Annotated in this window: 18 protein-coding genes; 11 read left to right on the top strand and 7 right to left on the bottom strand. The window is 59.7% G+C overall.

The genetic code is table 11. The annotated features are described in order from the left end of the window. Positions 1–2: 2 nt before the first annotated feature. The 6 genes from ACM1ZW_RS13600 to ACM1ZW_RS13575 all read right to left on the bottom strand — a co-directional run bounded on the left by ACM1ZW_RS13600 (position 3) and on the right by ACM1ZW_RS13575 (position 7210). Complete coding sequence (locus tag ACM1ZW_RS13600; RefSeq protein ID WP_017336585.1) at positions 3–1370, bottom strand: DUF1329 domain-containing protein; 1368 nt, start codon at positions 1368–1370, stop codon at positions 3–5. Between the two features lie 23 nt (positions 1371–1393). Next, on the bottom strand, positions 1394–3187 hold the full coding sequence (locus ACM1ZW_RS13595; RefSeq protein WP_031318405.1) for a DUF1302 domain-containing protein: 1794 nt from the start codon (positions 3185–3187) through the stop codon (positions 1394–1396). A 498-nt stretch (positions 3188–3685) separates the two neighbouring features. Continuing rightward, a complete protein-coding gene (locus ACM1ZW_RS13590; protein WP_414879385.1) occupies positions 3686–4597 on the bottom strand; it encodes an SDR family oxidoreductase in 912 nt (303 codons plus the stop codon). 236 nt (positions 4598–4833) lie between these two features. Beyond that, entirely contained in the window at positions 4834–5736 is a 903-nt protein-coding gene (locus tag ACM1ZW_RS13585; protein WP_017336582.1) for an alpha/beta fold hydrolase, read from the bottom strand. Next, entirely contained in the window at positions 5736–6518 is a 783-nt protein-coding gene (locus tag ACM1ZW_RS13580; RefSeq protein WP_414883174.1) for a class II aldolase/adducin family protein, read from the bottom strand. Before ACM1ZW_RS13580 ends, ACM1ZW_RS13585 begins: the two co-directional genes overlap by 1 nt. A gap of 236 nt (positions 6519–6754) precedes the next feature. After that, a complete protein-coding gene (locus ACM1ZW_RS13575; protein ID WP_416740692.1) occupies positions 6755–7210 on the bottom strand; it encodes a flavodoxin in 456 nt (151 codons plus the stop codon). Between the two features lie 100 nt (positions 7211–7310). Between ACM1ZW_RS13575 and ACM1ZW_RS13570 the strand changes: the two genes are divergently transcribed. Continuing rightward, positions 7311–7787, top strand: a complete 477-nt coding sequence (locus ACM1ZW_RS13570; RefSeq protein ID WP_414879382.1) for a PAS domain-containing protein — start codon at positions 7311–7313, stop codon at positions 7785–7787. Between the two features lie 54 nt (positions 7788–7841). Then, positions 7842–8447, top strand: coding sequence for a hypothetical protein (locus ACM1ZW_RS13565; RefSeq protein WP_017336578.1), 606 nt, complete (start codon positions 7842–7844; stop codon positions 8445–8447). A 1-nt stretch (position 8448) separates the two neighbouring features. Here the strand turns inward: ACM1ZW_RS13565 and ACM1ZW_RS13560 are convergent, their stop codons facing one another. Then, positions 8449–9408 (bottom strand): MerR family transcriptional regulator, encoded by a 960-nt coding sequence (locus tag ACM1ZW_RS13560; RefSeq protein ID WP_017336577.1) that lies wholly within the window; start codon positions 9406–9408, stop codon positions 8449–8451. Positions 9409–9620: 212 nt separating this feature from the next. Here ACM1ZW_RS13560 and ACM1ZW_RS13555 point away from each other — a divergent pair, with 212 nt between their 5' ends. The 9 genes from ACM1ZW_RS13555 to ACM1ZW_RS13515 all read left to right on the top strand — a co-directional run bounded on the left by ACM1ZW_RS13555 (position 9621) and on the right by ACM1ZW_RS13515 (position 16155). Beyond that, a complete protein-coding gene (locus ACM1ZW_RS13555) occupies positions 9621–10190 on the top strand; it encodes an antibiotic biosynthesis monooxygenase (RefSeq protein ID WP_414883176.1) in 570 nt (189 codons plus the stop codon). A gap of 206 nt (positions 10191–10396) precedes the next feature. After that, complete coding sequence (gene folM / locus ACM1ZW_RS13550; protein WP_017336575.1) at positions 10397–11107, top strand: dihydromonapterin reductase; 711 nt, start codon at positions 10397–10399, stop codon at positions 11105–11107. 21 nt (positions 11108–11128) lie between these two features. Continuing rightward, the gene (folE, locus tag ACM1ZW_RS13545; protein WP_017336574.1) at positions 11129–11689 is read left to right on the top strand and encodes a GTP cyclohydrolase I FolE; all 561 of its coding nucleotides are present in this window, start codon (positions 11129–11131) and stop codon (positions 11687–11689) included. 2 nt (positions 11690–11691) lie between these two features. Beyond that, complete coding sequence (folX, locus tag ACM1ZW_RS13540; RefSeq protein ID WP_008026970.1) at positions 11692–12063, top strand: dihydroneopterin triphosphate 2'-epimerase; 372 nt, start codon at positions 11692–11694, stop codon at positions 12061–12063. 68 nt (positions 12064–12131) lie between these two features. After that, entirely contained in the window at positions 12132–12428 is a 297-nt protein-coding gene (locus ACM1ZW_RS13535) for a DUF1244 domain-containing protein (protein WP_017336573.1), read from the top strand. Next, positions 12421–12759, top strand: a complete 339-nt coding sequence (locus ACM1ZW_RS13530) for a HopJ type III effector protein (protein ID WP_414883177.1) — start codon at positions 12421–12423, stop codon at positions 12757–12759. The genes ACM1ZW_RS13535 and ACM1ZW_RS13530 overlap by 8 nt, the downstream gene beginning before the upstream one ends. Positions 12760–13002: 243 nt before the next feature. Further along, the gene (locus ACM1ZW_RS13525) at positions 13003–14253 is read left to right on the top strand and encodes an aspartate aminotransferase family protein (RefSeq protein ID WP_416740691.1); all 1251 of its coding nucleotides are present in this window, start codon (positions 13003–13005) and stop codon (positions 14251–14253) included. A 129-nt stretch (positions 14254–14382) separates the two neighbouring features. After that, positions 14383–15357, top strand: a complete 975-nt coding sequence (locus ACM1ZW_RS13520; RefSeq protein ID WP_017336570.1) for an amino acid ABC transporter permease — start codon at positions 14383–14385, stop codon at positions 15355–15357. Between the two features lie 69 nt (positions 15358–15426). Further along, positions 15427–16155 carry an amino acid ABC transporter ATP-binding protein gene (locus ACM1ZW_RS13515; RefSeq protein WP_416740814.1) on the top strand — a complete coding sequence of 243 codons (729 nt, stop codon included), beginning with the start codon at positions 15427–15429 and terminating at the stop codon, positions 16153–16155. The last annotated feature ends 17 nt before the right edge of the window (positions 16156–16172 follow it).

Genomic DNA, 16172 nt, shown 5'->3' with positions numbered 1-16172 from the left:
GATTACCTTACCCCTGTACTCCGCAGCGCTGCCGGCGTGTAGTCACCTGCCTTGGCATCAATACCGAATTCGAAGCTGCGCTTCTCTTCGTTCTTCATCCCCAGTGCGATGTAGCGACCGGCAATCAGGTCATACAGCGCTTCAACGGTATAGGCCGGCACCTGGTGATCGTAGTAGAACTGGGCATGCCCTTCGGCGACACGCCAGAGCTGGCCGCGACCGTCGTAGTGATCCGCCAGCGCCACCTGCCAACTGTCTTCGTCGATGTACATGTGCCGCTTGGCATACACGTGCCGTTCGTTGGGCTTGACCGTGGCGACGACCTCCCAGACCCGGTGCAACTCGTAACGTGTCAGGTCCTGATTGATGTGCCCGGCCTTGATCACATCGGTGTACTTGAGGTTGGGCGAGTCAAGCTTGTAGCTGTTGTAAGGGATGTACATTTCCTTCTTGCCGATCAGCTTCCAGTCGTAGCGATCCGGTGCGCCGGAAAACATGTCGAAGTTGTCAGTGGTGCGCAACCCGTCGGACGATGTACCGACGCCGTCATAGGCTACTTGCGGTGCACGCCGCACGCGACGCTGGCCGGCGTTGTAGATCCAGGCCTTGCGCGGTTCCTTGACCTGATCGAGCGTCTCGTGAACCAGCAGCACGTTCCCCGCCAGCCGCGCCGGTGCGGTCACTTCCTGTTTGAAATAGCTGAGGACGTTCTCGTCGCTGCCCGGTTTCAAATCCCCCAGCAGCGAAGGCACCGCGACCTCATCCTTGAAACGGATCACCGTGAAGTCGCCATTGGATTGCGGCGTGGCCTGGGTGATGGTGCGACGCAAATTGCCACCGTGATAACGGGTGACATGGTTCCAGATGACCTCGACGCCGTTCTTCGGAATCGGAAACGCGTAGTAGCGATTGCCGGTGAAATTGGCCAGGCCATTGCCGTCGTTGATCGGCGTCACGTTCAGCGCGCTGCGCTTGGCCGACTCGTAGATGTCCGCTGGCAAGGCCACCGTACGATGGGTCGGGTAGACCGGGATCTTGTAGGTCTCCGGGTAGCGCTTGAACATCGCAATCTGACCGTCGGAGAGTTTGTCTTTGTACTTGTCGACGGTTGCTGCGGTGATGGTGAACAGCGGCTTTTCATTGGCGAACGGGTCGGCGAGGAAACCTTTGCTGTCCACCGCACCGGCGTTTTTCGGCAGGCCGCCGGTCCAGGCCGGAATCGAACCGTCGGCATTGCCAGCCTTTTCACCGCCCAGTGGCGTCAGGCTGGTGCCGAGTTTGTTGGCTTCTTCCGGCGACACTGCGGCCATTACATCGACGGCCAACAGGCTCAGAGCCAGAACGCTGCATTGCAGAATCATTTTGCGCATTGAAATCATCCTTCTCAGCCAGATCAGAAGTTCACGCCAAAGCTCAGCGCCAGGAAGTCGCGATCTTCCAGAGTGTTGTAGTCACCGCCGAAGAAGTCGGTGTAACTCAAGCTCGCGGTATAGGTGTTGCGATAGTCCGCATCGACGCCGACGCTGATCGCCTTGGCGCCTTCGTTGAACAGACCGTTGGGGCCGTAACCGGCGACATCGTGGGACCACGACAGGTTGGGTTTGAAATTGATCCCGGCGATGACGTTGTTGTAATCAAGGATTGCGCGGGCGCGGTAGCCCCAGGACGTCGAGGTGACGAAACCGTCGGTATCGCCACGGAAACCGTACTGTCCGTAGACCGAATCGCGGCCATAACGCAGCTTGCTTTTGTCCTCCAGCCCGCCGACGTGAACAACGGCCGCTTCACCCACCAACGTCAGACGGTCCGCCCCCGCGACCTGATCGATGAAGTGCGTCAGGGTGCTCTGGATCTGCGTCACTTCCTTGCGGCGATAGCCTTTGTTGTCCGCGCCGGGCGTCGTGGCGATCGGCGAGGCCGCGCCGCCGGCAATCGGGTTGAGCATGGCCAGTGTCAGATCGGTGCTGTTGACCTGCACCGGCAAGTTGGGGCGATAGCTGATCTCGCCGGTCCATGCGGTGCCGGTGGGCAAGGTGGTAGAGAAGCTCGCGCCGTAGAGACGGATGTCTTCCGGATATTCGAGGTAATACTGGCCACGACCGAGCATCACACTCTGGGCCAGCGCCGAACCGGTGCCGGGGGCAATGGCGTTGGCGGTACCGACGATGGCCGGAATCCGTGCAAGCGTTCCCAGCCCGGCGGTGGTGGTGCCGACGTTCGGCGTGCGGCTGTGGTAGTTCATGAAGTACAGGCCGTACTCGGTGTCGTCGCCCAGCCAGCGCAACGCGGTGCCCCATTGCCCGGAGTCGCGGGCATCGCGGTCGCCGCCACGAGGTACGATCACGCCTTCCCTGCCGACCTGGAACCCTTGGCCAAAAGCGGCAGCGATCGGTTGCAACGGCGCAATCGCCGGGCTGGCGACTGTATAGCCTGTGGTGCAGCCGTCTGCCGCCACGTCCCCGCCGAAGAAGGTGCCGCAGTTGTCGAGAACGGTCTGGTCCCACTCCAGTTGATAGAAACCTTCCACCGTCATTTTGTCGGTCAGCCCCTGAGAAGCGAACAGCATGTTCACCGGAATCAGGCCTTCCTTGATCTCCGCACCAGGACGGCGGAACGCTGAAACGTCGACCGGGTTGATGCTGTTGATCGAGTTGCCGATGAAGGTACTTTCGCCCCAACTGACCACCTGTTTGCCGGCGCGCACAGTGCCCGGCAAATCGGCGATGGAGTAGTTGTGATAGACGAACGCATCGAGGATCTGCGCACCGGAAGACTTGGAGCCCTCCTTGCGATTGTGGTCGCTGATCGGTTTGAACTCGCGGTCTTCGTCCTTCAATTCGAAGTCGTACCAATACTTGCCACGGACGAACACCCCGGTGTCACCGTACTTCAGCTCCAGGTCGTGAATACCCTTGAAGATCTTCGAGAAGGTTTCGCCCTTCTTGAAGTTCAGCCGCCCGTCGTCACCGGTGGACGCCTGGCCGGTCCCGCCGTTGACGGTGCCCACCAGCGACCTGTCGGCATCACGCATGCCCCAACTCGCGCCGACGGACAGCGAGGAGTCGAATGTCCCCTCGATTTCGCCAATGTTGAATGAAACGGCCTGCGCCTGGGCACAGCAACCCAAGGCAACCGCAGCGGCCAGCGCCTGCGGTGTGAAGATGGCGCGCATTGTTGTTTTTGTCATGCGTCTTCCCCGGTGAGTGACAGAAGGCCCCACCCTACTGCCGCAGCTCGGGAGCGATAAGCGCACGAAGGAGGTATTCGTTGTGTACCTCTAAAGGATGAATGGCCTTGCCGCGTGGAGTGATGCGCGAGGTATGGATGAAGTGGATGGAGGCTCATCAGCCGGATGCATGAACGCCAGACTGTTACCCGGACTGCAACACTGCATGTTCAGAATCGCTATTTTTCCTTTCGGTTCAAGCGCTTATTCTTCGCGGGCTTTCACAGCAAACGGCCTGACGACACACAGCGATAGCGTGTGATCAGCTCGCGCCCATTGGCGACAGATTTCAGATGAATCGAAGGTTTCGACTCATCGCCCCGTGTTCACTGACGTTGATTTGTAGCTCCTTGATCCAACGTCTTACCTTGGCCGCTGCGTTTGCAGCGGCCTTTTTTATGGGCGATGGTTTTTTGAGGGATGGCAGGTCTCAGGCGAGCCCTGGCGAAAGCGAAGGAATCAGAGCGCGTACTTCTGCAAATTCCCCATCATTTCCTTCAGCGCTTCAATGTTGTCCTTCGGATGCGCCGCGCCTTCGAAATCACAGATCTGCTGCCAGTGCGCCGCGACGTCTTCCGGAGAAAAACCGACCCGTGGATCGAACCCTGCACCCAGGCTACGCTCCCAGCGCACCTTGCCCATCCAGCCGCCGCCGACCTCAAACAACCCGGACGTTTCCTGGCAGTTTTCGCTTGCGAGGTACACCACCAGCGGGCTGACCAGCTCCGGCTTGAGTTGCTCGAACACTTGCGGCGGAATCAGGCCTTCGGTCATGCGGGTGCCGCCGGTGGGGGCGATGGCGTTGACCAGGATGTTGTTTTTGCGGCCTTCGATAGCCAGCGTGCGGGTCAGGCCGTAGAGGCCGAGCTTGGCCATGCCGTAGTTGGACTGGCCGAAGTTGCCGTAGATGCCCGAGGTCGACGCCGTGAAGATCACACGACCATAGTTTTGCTCGCGCAGGTGCGGCCACGCGGCGCGGGTCACTTTGTAGGCGCCTTCGACGTGGACGCGGTAAACCACGTCCCAATCGGCGTCGTCCATTTTGTGGAAGGTCTTGTCCCGCAGGATCCCGGCGTTGTTGACCACTACGTCGACACGGCCAAAGGCGTCGAGGGCGTGTTGCACCAGTTTGTCACCCTCGGTGACGGAGTCATGGTTGGCCTCGGCGGTGCCACCGGCCTCGCGGATCTCAGCCACGACACGGTCTGCCGCAGATGCGTTGGCGCCTTCGCCTTGGGCCGAGCCGCCAAGGTCGTTGACCAGCACCTTCGCGCCCTGTTTCGCGAACAGCAGCGCATGGGCACGCCCGAGGCCGCCACCGGCTCCCGTGATGATCACGACTTTATCTTCGAAGCGCACAGGCTCATTCATTGGGGGAACTCCAGCAGGCCAAGGGACAATGAGTCCGAGTGTCAGGCAAGGCGCCGCGGGTCACAATAAACACGGGGGAGGCTGAATGGTGCGCGATAAGGCTGGGGGATGATGACGCTGGGGAATGGGGTGATAGGGGAAAGATCGCAGCCTCGTTTCACTCGACAGCTCCCACATTTGGATCGCTGTGTAGGAGCTGTCGAGTGAAACGAGGCTGCGATCTTTTCAGACCTGACTCACGAGCAGGCCGCCTTCAACGGCAGCGAAATCAACCGGTCGCGAAACGCCAGATAGTGTTTCAGCACCTGCGCGGGCGCTTCCGTCTGCGGATAGTGGCCGATGCCGGGCAACAGCACGGTATCCGGCTCAGGGATCAACTCCCGATAGCGCTCGACCATGTGCCGGCCCGAAATCGGATCGGCCTCGCCATCGATCACCCGCAACGGCACCTCACCGCGCTGCATCGCGCTGACCCAACGCTCGCGCTGGACCCGACGTTCGGGAATGTAGGCAATCAGCTTGTGCATGATCCGGGGCCCGTGATTGCTGTCCACCAGGCTCCAGAAGTCATCCATCTCACTCTCGCTAGGACGGCTCTGCGGCCCGAAGATCTGCCGGAAACTCTTCACCAGCGCATCCCGGGAAAAGGCTCGGCCGATCATCCAGCCCAGCGGGCTGAGCAACAGTTTTTGCATGAGTACCGGGCGGTGGGCTTCCGGAAACAGGCCGCCATTGAGGAACACGCAGCTGGCAAGATGAATGCGCGATTCATAATGCCGGGCCAGCAGTTCCTGTGCCACGCTGTCGCCATAATCGTGGGCCAGCACGTGCACCGGCTGTTCGACATTCAAATGCGCCAGCAATGCCTGTTGCAGATCGGCTTGATCCAGCAGGCTGTATTCGTGGTTCACCGGTTTGGCGGAATCGCCGAAGCCAAGCATGTCGCAGGCGATCAGCCGATAGCGCTGGGCCAGCGGCTGCCACAGGTAATGCCAGTCCCAACTGGCAGTCGGAAAGCCATGGATGAGCAACAGCGGCTCACCCTGCCCCGCCGTCCAGTAACGGAGGTTCTGGCCACGGAACACGAACGTCTGGCCGCGTTTGCGCCAGACACACAGAGGGATCTCGGCAAGTGGCATCAGAATTTATAACCCGGGTCTTGTTGATCGAGTTTGCGCAGCAACGCTGGCCAGGCCAGTGCGCCGCCCATGCCTTGTGCACTTTTGGTGACACCCGCGATCATCGCCTTGGCGCCCGCCAGAATCTGCGGTTCGATGGCGATCAGTTCCGCGCCACCGTTCTGCGCCATCACCTGGATATCGCAGGCGCGCTGAAAGGTGAACATCATCAGGAACGTATCGGCAATGGTGCCGCCACAGGTCAGCAGGCCGTGGTTGTGCAGCATCAGGAAATTGTTTTCACCGAGGTCGGCTTGCAACCGCGCCTTCTCTTCATGGTTCAGCGCTACGCCTTCGTAGGCGTGGTAGGCCAGGCTGGACAGGACAAACAACGACTGCTGGCTGATTGGCAGAACGCCTTGCTTCTGCGCCGAAACCGCAACGCCTGAGGCCGTATGGGTATGCAGCACGCACACCACGTCGTGACGTACTTCATGCACGGCGCTGTGGATGGTGTACCCCGCCGGGTTGATCTCGTAAGGGCTGTCCATCAGCTTGTTGCCGGCCTGATCGACCTTCACCAGGCTCGACGCCGTGATCTCGTGAAACATCAGCCCGAACGGGTTGATCAGGAAGTCTTCGGTGCCGGGCACCTTCGCGGAAATGTGGGTGAAAATCAGATCATCCCAACCGTGCAGGGCGACCAGGCGATAACAGGCCGCCAGATCGACGCGGGTCTGCCACTCGGCGGCGCTGACCTGGTCTTTGACGCTGGGGGACGATTGGAGGGGGGCTACGCTCACGGCAGGGAACCTCGTTTTTTTATTATGGAGTGTTTCCAATGACTACCGAGTCTAGTCAGCCCTCGAGGTTCGCGTAGTTGCATTGGCAGCCAGCTTGATGGCCTAACGAGTCAGTGCGCGAACAAGCATGGATCCATGTCAAGGTACCGACGCCAGCAAAGGCGCAGCGAGCCTCTACAACGCCCCCTCCTCACCGTCATAAAATCCGAGCCTTGTAAGGCTGGGCGAACGGCCAGTCAGCCGCGCAGGGCCGTGACCAGTTCCGCCAGCCAAGGCTCGGCATCGGTTTCCGGTGTAACGCTTTCGCTGGCATCCAGGCGCAGCATCGGCAGCACTTCGCGGATGCCCAGTTCGCCGAACAGTTCACGCATCAGTTCGCCGCCGCCGCAGAACGTGTCGCCATAGCTCGCATCACCCAGACCGATGACAGCACCGGGCAAACCACGCCAGGCCGCTGGCAACTGATCGCGAATGGCGAAATACAGGGGTTGCAGGTTGTCCGGCAGTTCACCCATGCCGGTGGTCGACGTCACCGCCAGAAAGACATCGGGGCCGAATGCCTGAACATCGGCGAGGCTCGCACGCGGGTTGTGAAAGGTTTCGAATCCCGCAGTTTTCAAAATGTTCGCGGCGTGGCGGGCGACTTCTTCAGCCGTGCCGTACACCGAGCCGGAAAGGATGGCGACTTTCATCAATCTGATCCTGAAGCTTAAAAGACCGGGATATTAACAGCACAGACCTCATTGTTCTTTTAGAATGCAGAACGTCAATCAATCAGGAAGGGATTCTTCAATGATCAACGCGCAATTGCTTCAAATGGTCATCAACGCCTCCAATGACGGCATCGTGATCGCCGAAAAAGAAGGCGAGCAAGACAACATTCTGATTTACGTCAACCCGGCATTCGAACGCCTGACCGGTTACACCAGCGAAGAAATCCTCTACCAGGATTGCCGCTTCCTGCAGTCAGGCGACCGCGATCAGGACGCACTGCAGTTGATTCGCGAGGCGCTGGACAGCGGCGGCTCCTGCCGGGAAATCCTGCGAAATTACCGCAAGGACGGCACCCCCTTCTGGAATGAGCTGTCGCTTTCGACGGTGAAAAACCCGAGCGACGGCCAGACTTATTTTGTCGGCGTGCAAAAAGACGTGACTGTTCAGGTCAAGGCGCAGCAGCGGGTTACACAGTTGGAGGCGCAAGTCGCCGAGCTTGAAAAAGAGCTAGCCGCGCTAAAAGCGACGAACGGCGAAAACAAATCCAAGAATTGATTGTCATTAACTACAATCACCGGTGACTTTGTAACTATTTCATTCGAGCAGATCATGCAACGCGACGCACTCCTGACCCAGGATGAGCTGGATTTCATCCAGACCATGCAACACAACCCGCAACTCAATGTGCGGGATGCGACGTCGAGCCTGCTCGTCAACGGTGGTTCGCAAATCCGTGACTTGCTCACGCGCCTTGCCGCACATGAGCAAGTCACCATCCAGGCCAATTTCGAAAATCAGCAAATGACCTTCCCGCTGCATCTGGTGGAAGACGAGTTTCATGCGCTGCATTTGCGCCTCGGCGTCCCCAGCATCTATGAAGACGGGCCGATGGTCCGGCCATGGCGCCTGGTACTCGACGAGCCGGTCGCGCTGGAAAATGCCAGTGGCCAGCCGGGTACGATGTGGGTGCACGAGGTGTCGTTCAAGGGCGTCCTTCTGGAAGTCCGCAACAAGACCAAACCACCCAAACATTTCGCGTTGTGGTTCAGCCCTTCAGGCTATGAGCGGATCGCGATGCGCGGCACCTTCGAGAAGGAAACCGATAACGGTTTCTACGCGTATCAGTTGAGCCAGAGCGACACCGACGAAACCGAGCGCCTGCGCCAGTACATCCTTCAGCAGCATCGGCTGACGCATCCCGCCCTGCACCTCTGATTCAGGTATCCAGGTTGCCTGCCAGGAACTGTTTCAGACGCTGGCGCATCACCATTCCCTCGCTCCCCAGACAACCAATGGACGAGCCGTTCAGGCTCTCTTGCGCCAGATCCGACGCATCGCCGGCGAGCATCAACTGGCAATCCAGGCTCATGGCCAGCCGGTTCAAACGCCGCGGCAGCTCAGGGGCAGGAGCATGACTGGACACCAGCACCAACGCCTGTGGCTTGACTCTTTCGCAGATCAGGGTCAATTCGTCGAAGGGCTGTCCGAGCGCCAGCACTTGAATCGCCGAATCGACACTGCTCAGAAACAGCGCCGTGAGCAGCACTTCCAGCTCGCGACATTGATCGTTAAGGGCAGCGACAATCACGCGGCGCGGCTGCATGACACGTACCAACAGCAGACGCTGCAACACGCGAGAACGCAGAAAGCCATCCAGGAATAGCCACTCGCTTGTCTGACCGAACCCTTCATGGCGTTGCAGCAATTGCTGCCAGAGCGGAATCAGAATGTCCTGGAACGCCACCGTCAGGGGATAACTGGAAAAAATCTGCCCATAAACCTGCTCCAGTTGCACCTCATCAAACGCACTGACGGCGACTTTGACCTGTTCCTGCCACTGCGCGTAATCCGCTTGCACCAGTTCATTGGGGATGAGGTGCGCCAGCGCCTGAAGCGGCGCGGTCCTGGCCAGGATCTTGGCGACCTTGCTGACGGCAACGCCGCGGTCGATCCAGCCAAGGATACTGTGGACCCGCTCGATATCGGCCACCGCGTACAAGCGATGCCCGCTTTCGGTGCGCTTGGGCTGGATCAGACCATAACGGCGCTCCCATGCCCGCAACGTGACCGGGTTGACGCCTGTCAGCCGAGACACCTCGCGAATCGGAAACAGCTCTTCCTGTTCAAGCGGAACAGAGGTCTGAGTACCAGCGACATCGTCAGTCAGAACAGGCATAAGGCAGGTCAACGTCCTTGCAAGGATTGGATCCCATTCTAACTCGGTTGCCCCATGATCATTCAACACATAGATGAACAACGATTATCAGGGGCACAACCTGTAGAATCGGAATAATCCTTGCTTGTTCCGAGACGCAGCCCACCACCCCGGCGCTGCGCCTGGCGAAACTCCTACCCGGAGTGACGCGTTAGTCCATACGGAGATACACAATGTCTACCCCACCCGTCACGCTGATGGTTGCGCGCCGCGTCGCCGATGGGCGTTATCAGGACCTGATGGCCTGGTTGCGCGAAGGCGAACAACTGGCCACCGACTTCCAGGGTTATCTCGGCTCAGGCGTGCTCGCCCCGCCGCCCGAGGATGACGAATTCCAGATTATTTTCCGCTTCGCCAACGAGCAGACGATGCACGCCTGGGAGCATTCCGCCTCGCGTACCGCTTGGCTTGCACGCGGCAGCGACCTGTTTGCGCACAAGACAGAACACCGGGTGAGCGGCATCGAAGGCTGGTTCGGCGCTGCCGGCCAACGTCCCCCTCGCTGGAAACAGGCCGTGGCGATCTGGCTGGCGTTCTTCCCGGTGTCGCTGATGTTCAACGTTGTACTGGGGCCGCTGCTCGGCGAAATGAGCCTGCTGCCTCGGGTGTTGATCAGCACGCTGTGCCTGACGCCGTTGATGGTCTACTTCTTCATTCCGCTGTCGACCCGAATCCTTGCAGGCTGGCTGAACAGCACTCCCGCGCGTCCGGTGCCCGCCGATGCCTCGACTCTAAACCACTAACAATCCTCCTGTGGGCGCGAGCTTTTTGTGGCGAGGGAGCTTGCTCCCGCTGGAATGCGCAGCGCTCACGACAGGGGGCCGCTACGCAGCCCAGCGCGAGCAAGCTCCCTCGCCACAAAAGCTCGCTCGCACAAAGGAGGCTCCACGATAGGTACACCGCTCCCGTCGCTGGTATAGTTTTGCTCTTACCGCGACGCGAGCCGTTCATGACTTCTTCATCCGCCCCGATCCTCATTACCGGTGCCGGCCAGCGTGTCGGCCTGCACTGTGCGCAGCGTTTGCTCGAAGACGGCCATGCCGTGATCTTCAGCTATCGCACTGAACGCCCCGGCGTACAGGCGTTGCGCGACTTGGGGGCGACGGCGGTATTCGGGGACTTTTCCACCGAAGCCGGGATCTTCGCGTTCATCAGCGAACTGAAAAACCACACTGACCACCTGCGCGCGATCATCCATAACGCCTCCGAATGGTTGGCCGAAACGCCGGAAACCGACGCCGCTGCCTTCACCCGCCTGTTCAGCGTGCACATGCTGGCGCCCTACCTGATCAACCTGCACTGCGCCGACTTGCTGCTACGCTCGAGCCCCGCCGACATCGTGCACATCAGCGATGACGTCACCCGCAAGGGCAGCAGTAAACACATCGGCTACTGCGCGAGTAAAGCCGGGCTCGACAGCCTCACGTTGTCCTTCGCCGCGAAGTACGCACCGGACATCAAGGTCAACGGCATCGCCCCAGCCCTGCTACTGTTTAACCCCGACGACGATGAAGCCTATCGCACCAAGGTCCTGGCCAAGTCCGCGCTGGGCATCGAACCCGGCAGCGAAGTGATCTACCAGAGCCTGCGTTATTTGCTCGACAACCCTTATGTCACCGGCACGACCCTGACCGTCAACGGCGGACGGCACCTCAAATAGATCGCCCCGCGAGGATGTTCCATGACGTTATCCCTGTCCCAGAACTATCGCGAGATCCTCATCGGCCTCGGCGAAAATCCCGACCGCGAAGGCTTGCTCGATACACCGCTGCGTGCGGCCAAAGCCATGCAGTACCTGTGTCACGGTTATGAACAGTGTGTCGAAGAAATCGTCAACGGCGCGTTGTTCGCCTCCGACAACGATGAAATGATCATTGTCGACAACATCGAGCTGTATTCGCTGTGTGAACATCACCTGTTGCCCTTCATCGGCAAGGCGCATGTGGCTTATATTCCAACGGGTAAAGTGCTGGGTCTGTCGAAGATTGCACGGTTGGTGGACATGTTCGCCCGTCGTCTGCAAATCCAGGAAAACCTCACCCGGCAAATCGCCGACGCGGTGCAACAGGTGACCGGTGCCGCGGGCGTCGCGGTGGTCATCGAAGCACAGCACATGTGCATGATGATGCGCGGCGTCGAGAAACAGAATTCGACCATGAACACCTCGGTGATGCTCGGCGCCTTCCGCGAGTCGAGCAACACCCGTCAGGAGTTCCTGCAATTGATTGGACGGAGCAAGTAGCAATGCCACAACTTCAACCAGGAATGGCACGCATCCGGGTCAAGGACCTGTGCCTGCGGACATTCATCGGGATCAACGAGGATGAAATCCTCAACAAGCAGGATGTGCTGATCAACCTGACCATCCTGTATGCCGCTCAGGAAGCCGTGCGTGACAACGACATCGATCACGCGCTCAATTACCGGACCATCACCAAAGCGATCATCGCCCACGTCGAAGGCAATCGCTTCGCCCTGCTTGAGCGACTGACCCAGGAAATTCTCGACCTGGTCATGGCGAATGAATCGGTGCTGTACGCCGAAGTCGAAGTCGACAAGCCCCACGCCTTGCGTTTCGCCGAGTCGGTGTCGATCACCCTCGCCGCAAGCCGCTGACCGCGTCTGGCGCATCGTGCGCCAGGCTTTTATCATCCGCGCCACGATTCGATTGCACAGAGCCCGCCATGAACGATCAACAACGCCTCGAACTTGAAGCCGCCGCTTTCCGCCGGCTGGTCGCGCACCTGGACAGCCGCAAGGATGTGCAGAACATCGACCTGATGAACCTCTCGGGTTTCTGCCGCAACTGCCTGTCCAAGTGGTACAAGGCCGCGGCAGATGAGCGCCAGATCGAGGTCAGCCTCGATGATGCCCGCGAAGTGGTCTACGGCATGCCGTACGCCGAGTGGAAAGCCCAATACCAGCAAGAAGCCAGCGCCGAACAACAAGCGGCGTTCGCCAAAGGAAAACCCAATGAGTGATTTGAACACCCTGCGCGCCAGCCTCAAGAGCGGCGAACACGTTTTTGCCGACACCCTCGCGTTCATCGCCGCGGGCTACGATTACCAGCCTCAGGCCTTCAACAACGGCGGTGTGGACAATGCGGCCGGGCAGAACGAAGGTTCGTGCAAGACTCTGGGTCTGGCGTTGCTGGAAGGCCTGAGCGATGAAGAAGCGCTGTTGGCGTTTGGCGAGCATTACCGTTCTGTCGTGGCGACGCCTGAAGGCAGCGATCACGGAAATATTCGTGCGTTGATTGCCCACGGTCTGGCCGGTGTGAAGTTCACCCAGCGCCCCCTGACACGCCGCTGATCAAATCCCGCAAAAAACCTGTGGCGAGGGAGCTTGCTCCCGCTGGACTGCGTAGCTGTCCCTATTTTTTGGGGCCGCTGCGCGACCCAGCGGGAGCAAGCTCCCTCGCCACAGGTTGCGTTTTACCTGCCCAGCACACATCCCGACTTTTAAGATTGACCCGCCCACTTTATTTCGTTTGCCGGGCACCGCTGCTCGCGGCTTAGATAAAAAGAAGCCTCCCTTCTTCAGAGTCGGTCATCCATGAGCAGCGAATCCATCAGCCGGTCGATCAACATCGTTCATCCTGTCACGCTCAGCCACGGCAAAAACGCCGAGGTCTGGGACATCGACGGCAAACGCTATATCGATTTTGTCGGCGGCATCGGCGTGTTGAACCTCGGCCATTGCCACCCGCGCATCGTCGAGGCCATTCGCGAACAAGCCACCCGGCTGACCCACTACGCGTTCAACGCGGCGCCGCACGTACCCTATCTCGACTTCATGGATCGCCTGGCTGCGTTTATTCCGGTGGATTACCCGGTCAGTGGCATGCTCACCAACAGCGGCGCGGAAGCGGCGGAAAATGCGTTGAAGATCGTCCGTGGCGCGACCGGTCGCACGGCGGTCATTGCCTTCGACGGCGCCTTTCACGGACGCACGCTCGCCACGCTCAACCTGAACGGCAAAGTCGCGCCCTACAAACAGAAAGTCGGCGTACTGCCCGGTCCGGTGTACCACCTGCCCTTCCCCAGCGAAGACAACGGCGTGACCTGCGCCGAAGCGCTGAAGGCGATGGATCGACTGTTCAGTGTCGAAATCGATGTCGACGACGTAGCGTGCTTTATCGTTGAACCGGTGCAGGGCGAAGCGGGCTTCCTGGCCATGGACGTCGAGTTCGCTCAGGCGCTGCGACGCTTGTGCGATGAAAAAAACATCCTGTTGATCGCCGATGAAATCCAGTCCGGGTTCGGCCGCACCGGTCAGCGTTTTGCGTTTTCGCGTTTGGGAATCGAGCCGGACCTGATCCTGCTCGGCAAAAGCATTGCTGGCGGTGTGCCGCTCGGTGCGGTGGTCGGGCGCAAGTCGTTGCTCGACACCTTGCCCAAGGGCGGACTGGGCGGCACTTACTCAGGCAATCCGATTGCCTGCGCTGCCGCATTGGCGACACTCGACGAAATGACCGATGCCAACCTGCATGCCTGGGGCTCGCAGCAGGAAGAAGCAATCGTCAGCCGTTACCACTCCTGGCGCGCCAACAAGACTTCGCCCTTTCTCGGGCGACTGACCGGCGTCGGCGCCATGCGTGGCATCGAATTGGCCCATGCCGACGGCACACCGGCCCCGGCGCAGCTGACGCAACTGCTGGCCCTGGCGCGAGAGGCCGGGTTGCTGCTGATGCCCAGCGGCAAGTCGCGCCACATCATCCGGTTGCTGGCGCCACTGACCACCGAGGCTGCCGTGCTGGAGGAAGGTCTGGACATCCTCGAAGCGTGCCTGGCGAAACTGACCTGACAGCAAACTGCGATCCGGGACTGACATAGCGAATTATGTTCGCTTGTCGTCCCCGATTTTGCGTCGCAATACTGGCCAAAGACCCCTTTCATCTAGCGAGATCATCACCACCTACAAGCCGAGGCATGCATGTATCACGACAATATAATTTATAAGAAAAAGTCCAACGATCCTCAATTCCTGCTCGGCGTAGCCGTGGTGCTGTTCCTCGGCGCCTACCTCATGAACCTGGGCAACAGCGCCCTCAGCCATTTCCTGCAACCCTTGCTGGGCGATGCCCCGGACAGCCTGACCGCGCGCAACATCGCCATCGGCCTGGGAATTGCGGTACTGGGCACGCTGAATTTCCACGTCCTCGGGCGCTTGAAGTTCAAGGTGCAAACCACGGTGGTATGGATCGAACTGCTGATTCTGTTCCTCGCGTTCTTTGACACCTTCGACCTCTCCTACAGTTTCATCCTCGACAAGGTCGGCTTCCTGATCATCCAGGGCGCTGCGACCACCTTGTACATCTCCGCCGTGGCCATCGTGATTGCCTTCGTGCTGGCGCTGATCGGTGCGGTGGCCAAGCTGTCGAACAACGGGCTGGCCAATGCCCTGGCCTCGTTCTACACCTCGTTCTTTCGCGGCGTGCCGCTGCTGATCCAGATCTACCTGATTTACCTGGGTCTGCCGCAACTGGGCTATGTGGTCGATGCGGTGCCCGCCGGCATCCTCGCGCTGTCGCTGTGCTACGGCGCCTACATGACCGAGATCTTCCGGGCGGGTATCCAGAGCATTCCGGTCGGCCAGTGGGAAGCGTCACGCGCGCTGAACATCAGCCCGTTCAAGACCCTGAGCCGGGTGATCATGCCCCAGGCCTTGCGGGTGATCATTCCGCCCACCGGCAACCAGTTCATTGCCATGCTCAAAGACAGTTCGCTGGTGTCGGTGATCGGCGTCTGGGAACTGATGTACCTGGCCAAGACCCAGGGTCGCGCGGACTTCCGCCACCTGGAAATGCTGATCACCGCCGCGATGATTTACTGGGCCCTGTCGTTCATCCTGGAACGGGTACAGGCGCGAATCGAAAAACGGGTCAACCGATCCGTGGCAAGGGGTTGATGCGTGATGACTCAAACCAATACTGCTGAGCGACTGGACCTGGCCTCTGCTGCGCCGGCCAGCCCTTCGATGATTTCGATCACCGGCCTGAACAAGTGGTACGGCAACTTTCACGCCTTGCGCGATGTCGACCTGAACGTCGCCACCGGCGAAATCCTGGTGGTGTGCGGGCCGTCGGGCTCGGGCAAATCGACGATGATTCGTTGCATCAACCACCTGGAAAATTTTCAGAAAGGCCACATTCAGGTCAACGGCATCACCCTCACCAGCGAAGCGGAAAGCGTCAGCGCCGTGCGCAGTGAAATCGGCATGGTGTTCCAGAGCTTCAACCTGTTCCCGCACTTGAGCGTCATGGACAACCTGACCCTGGCCCCGCAACTGGTGCAAGGCGTGTCGGCCACCGAGGCGAAAAAACGTGCACAGGGTTACCTGGAGCGGGTGCGCATTGCCGAACACGCGCACAAATATCCGTCGCAATTGTCCGGCGGACAACAGCAGCGCGTGGCGATTGCCCGGGCGCTGTGCATGAATCCCAAAGTGATGCTGTTCGACGAACCGACCTCGGCGCTGGACCCGGAAATGGTCCACGAAGTGCTGGATGTCATGGGCGAACTGGCCACCGACGGCATGACCATGATCTGCGTGACCCATGAGATGGGGTTTGCCAGCAAAGTGGCTGACCGCGTGCTGTTCATGGACCAGGGCCAGGTTATCGAACAAGCCACCCCCGCCGAGTTTTTCAACAACCCACAGACCGAGCGCGCGCAGAAATTCCTGTCGCAGATCATCGGTCACTGAAGACCGCTTTGCCCCCA

The organism is Pseudomonas sp. NFX71 (assembly GCF_048079215.1).
GTDB lineage: Bacteria > Pseudomonadota > Gammaproteobacteria > Pseudomonadales > Pseudomonadaceae > Aquipseudomonas > Aquipseudomonas fluorescens_B.
Note: the sequence above shows the minus strand (reverse complement) of the source record. Positions and strands in the feature narration are given on the sequence as shown.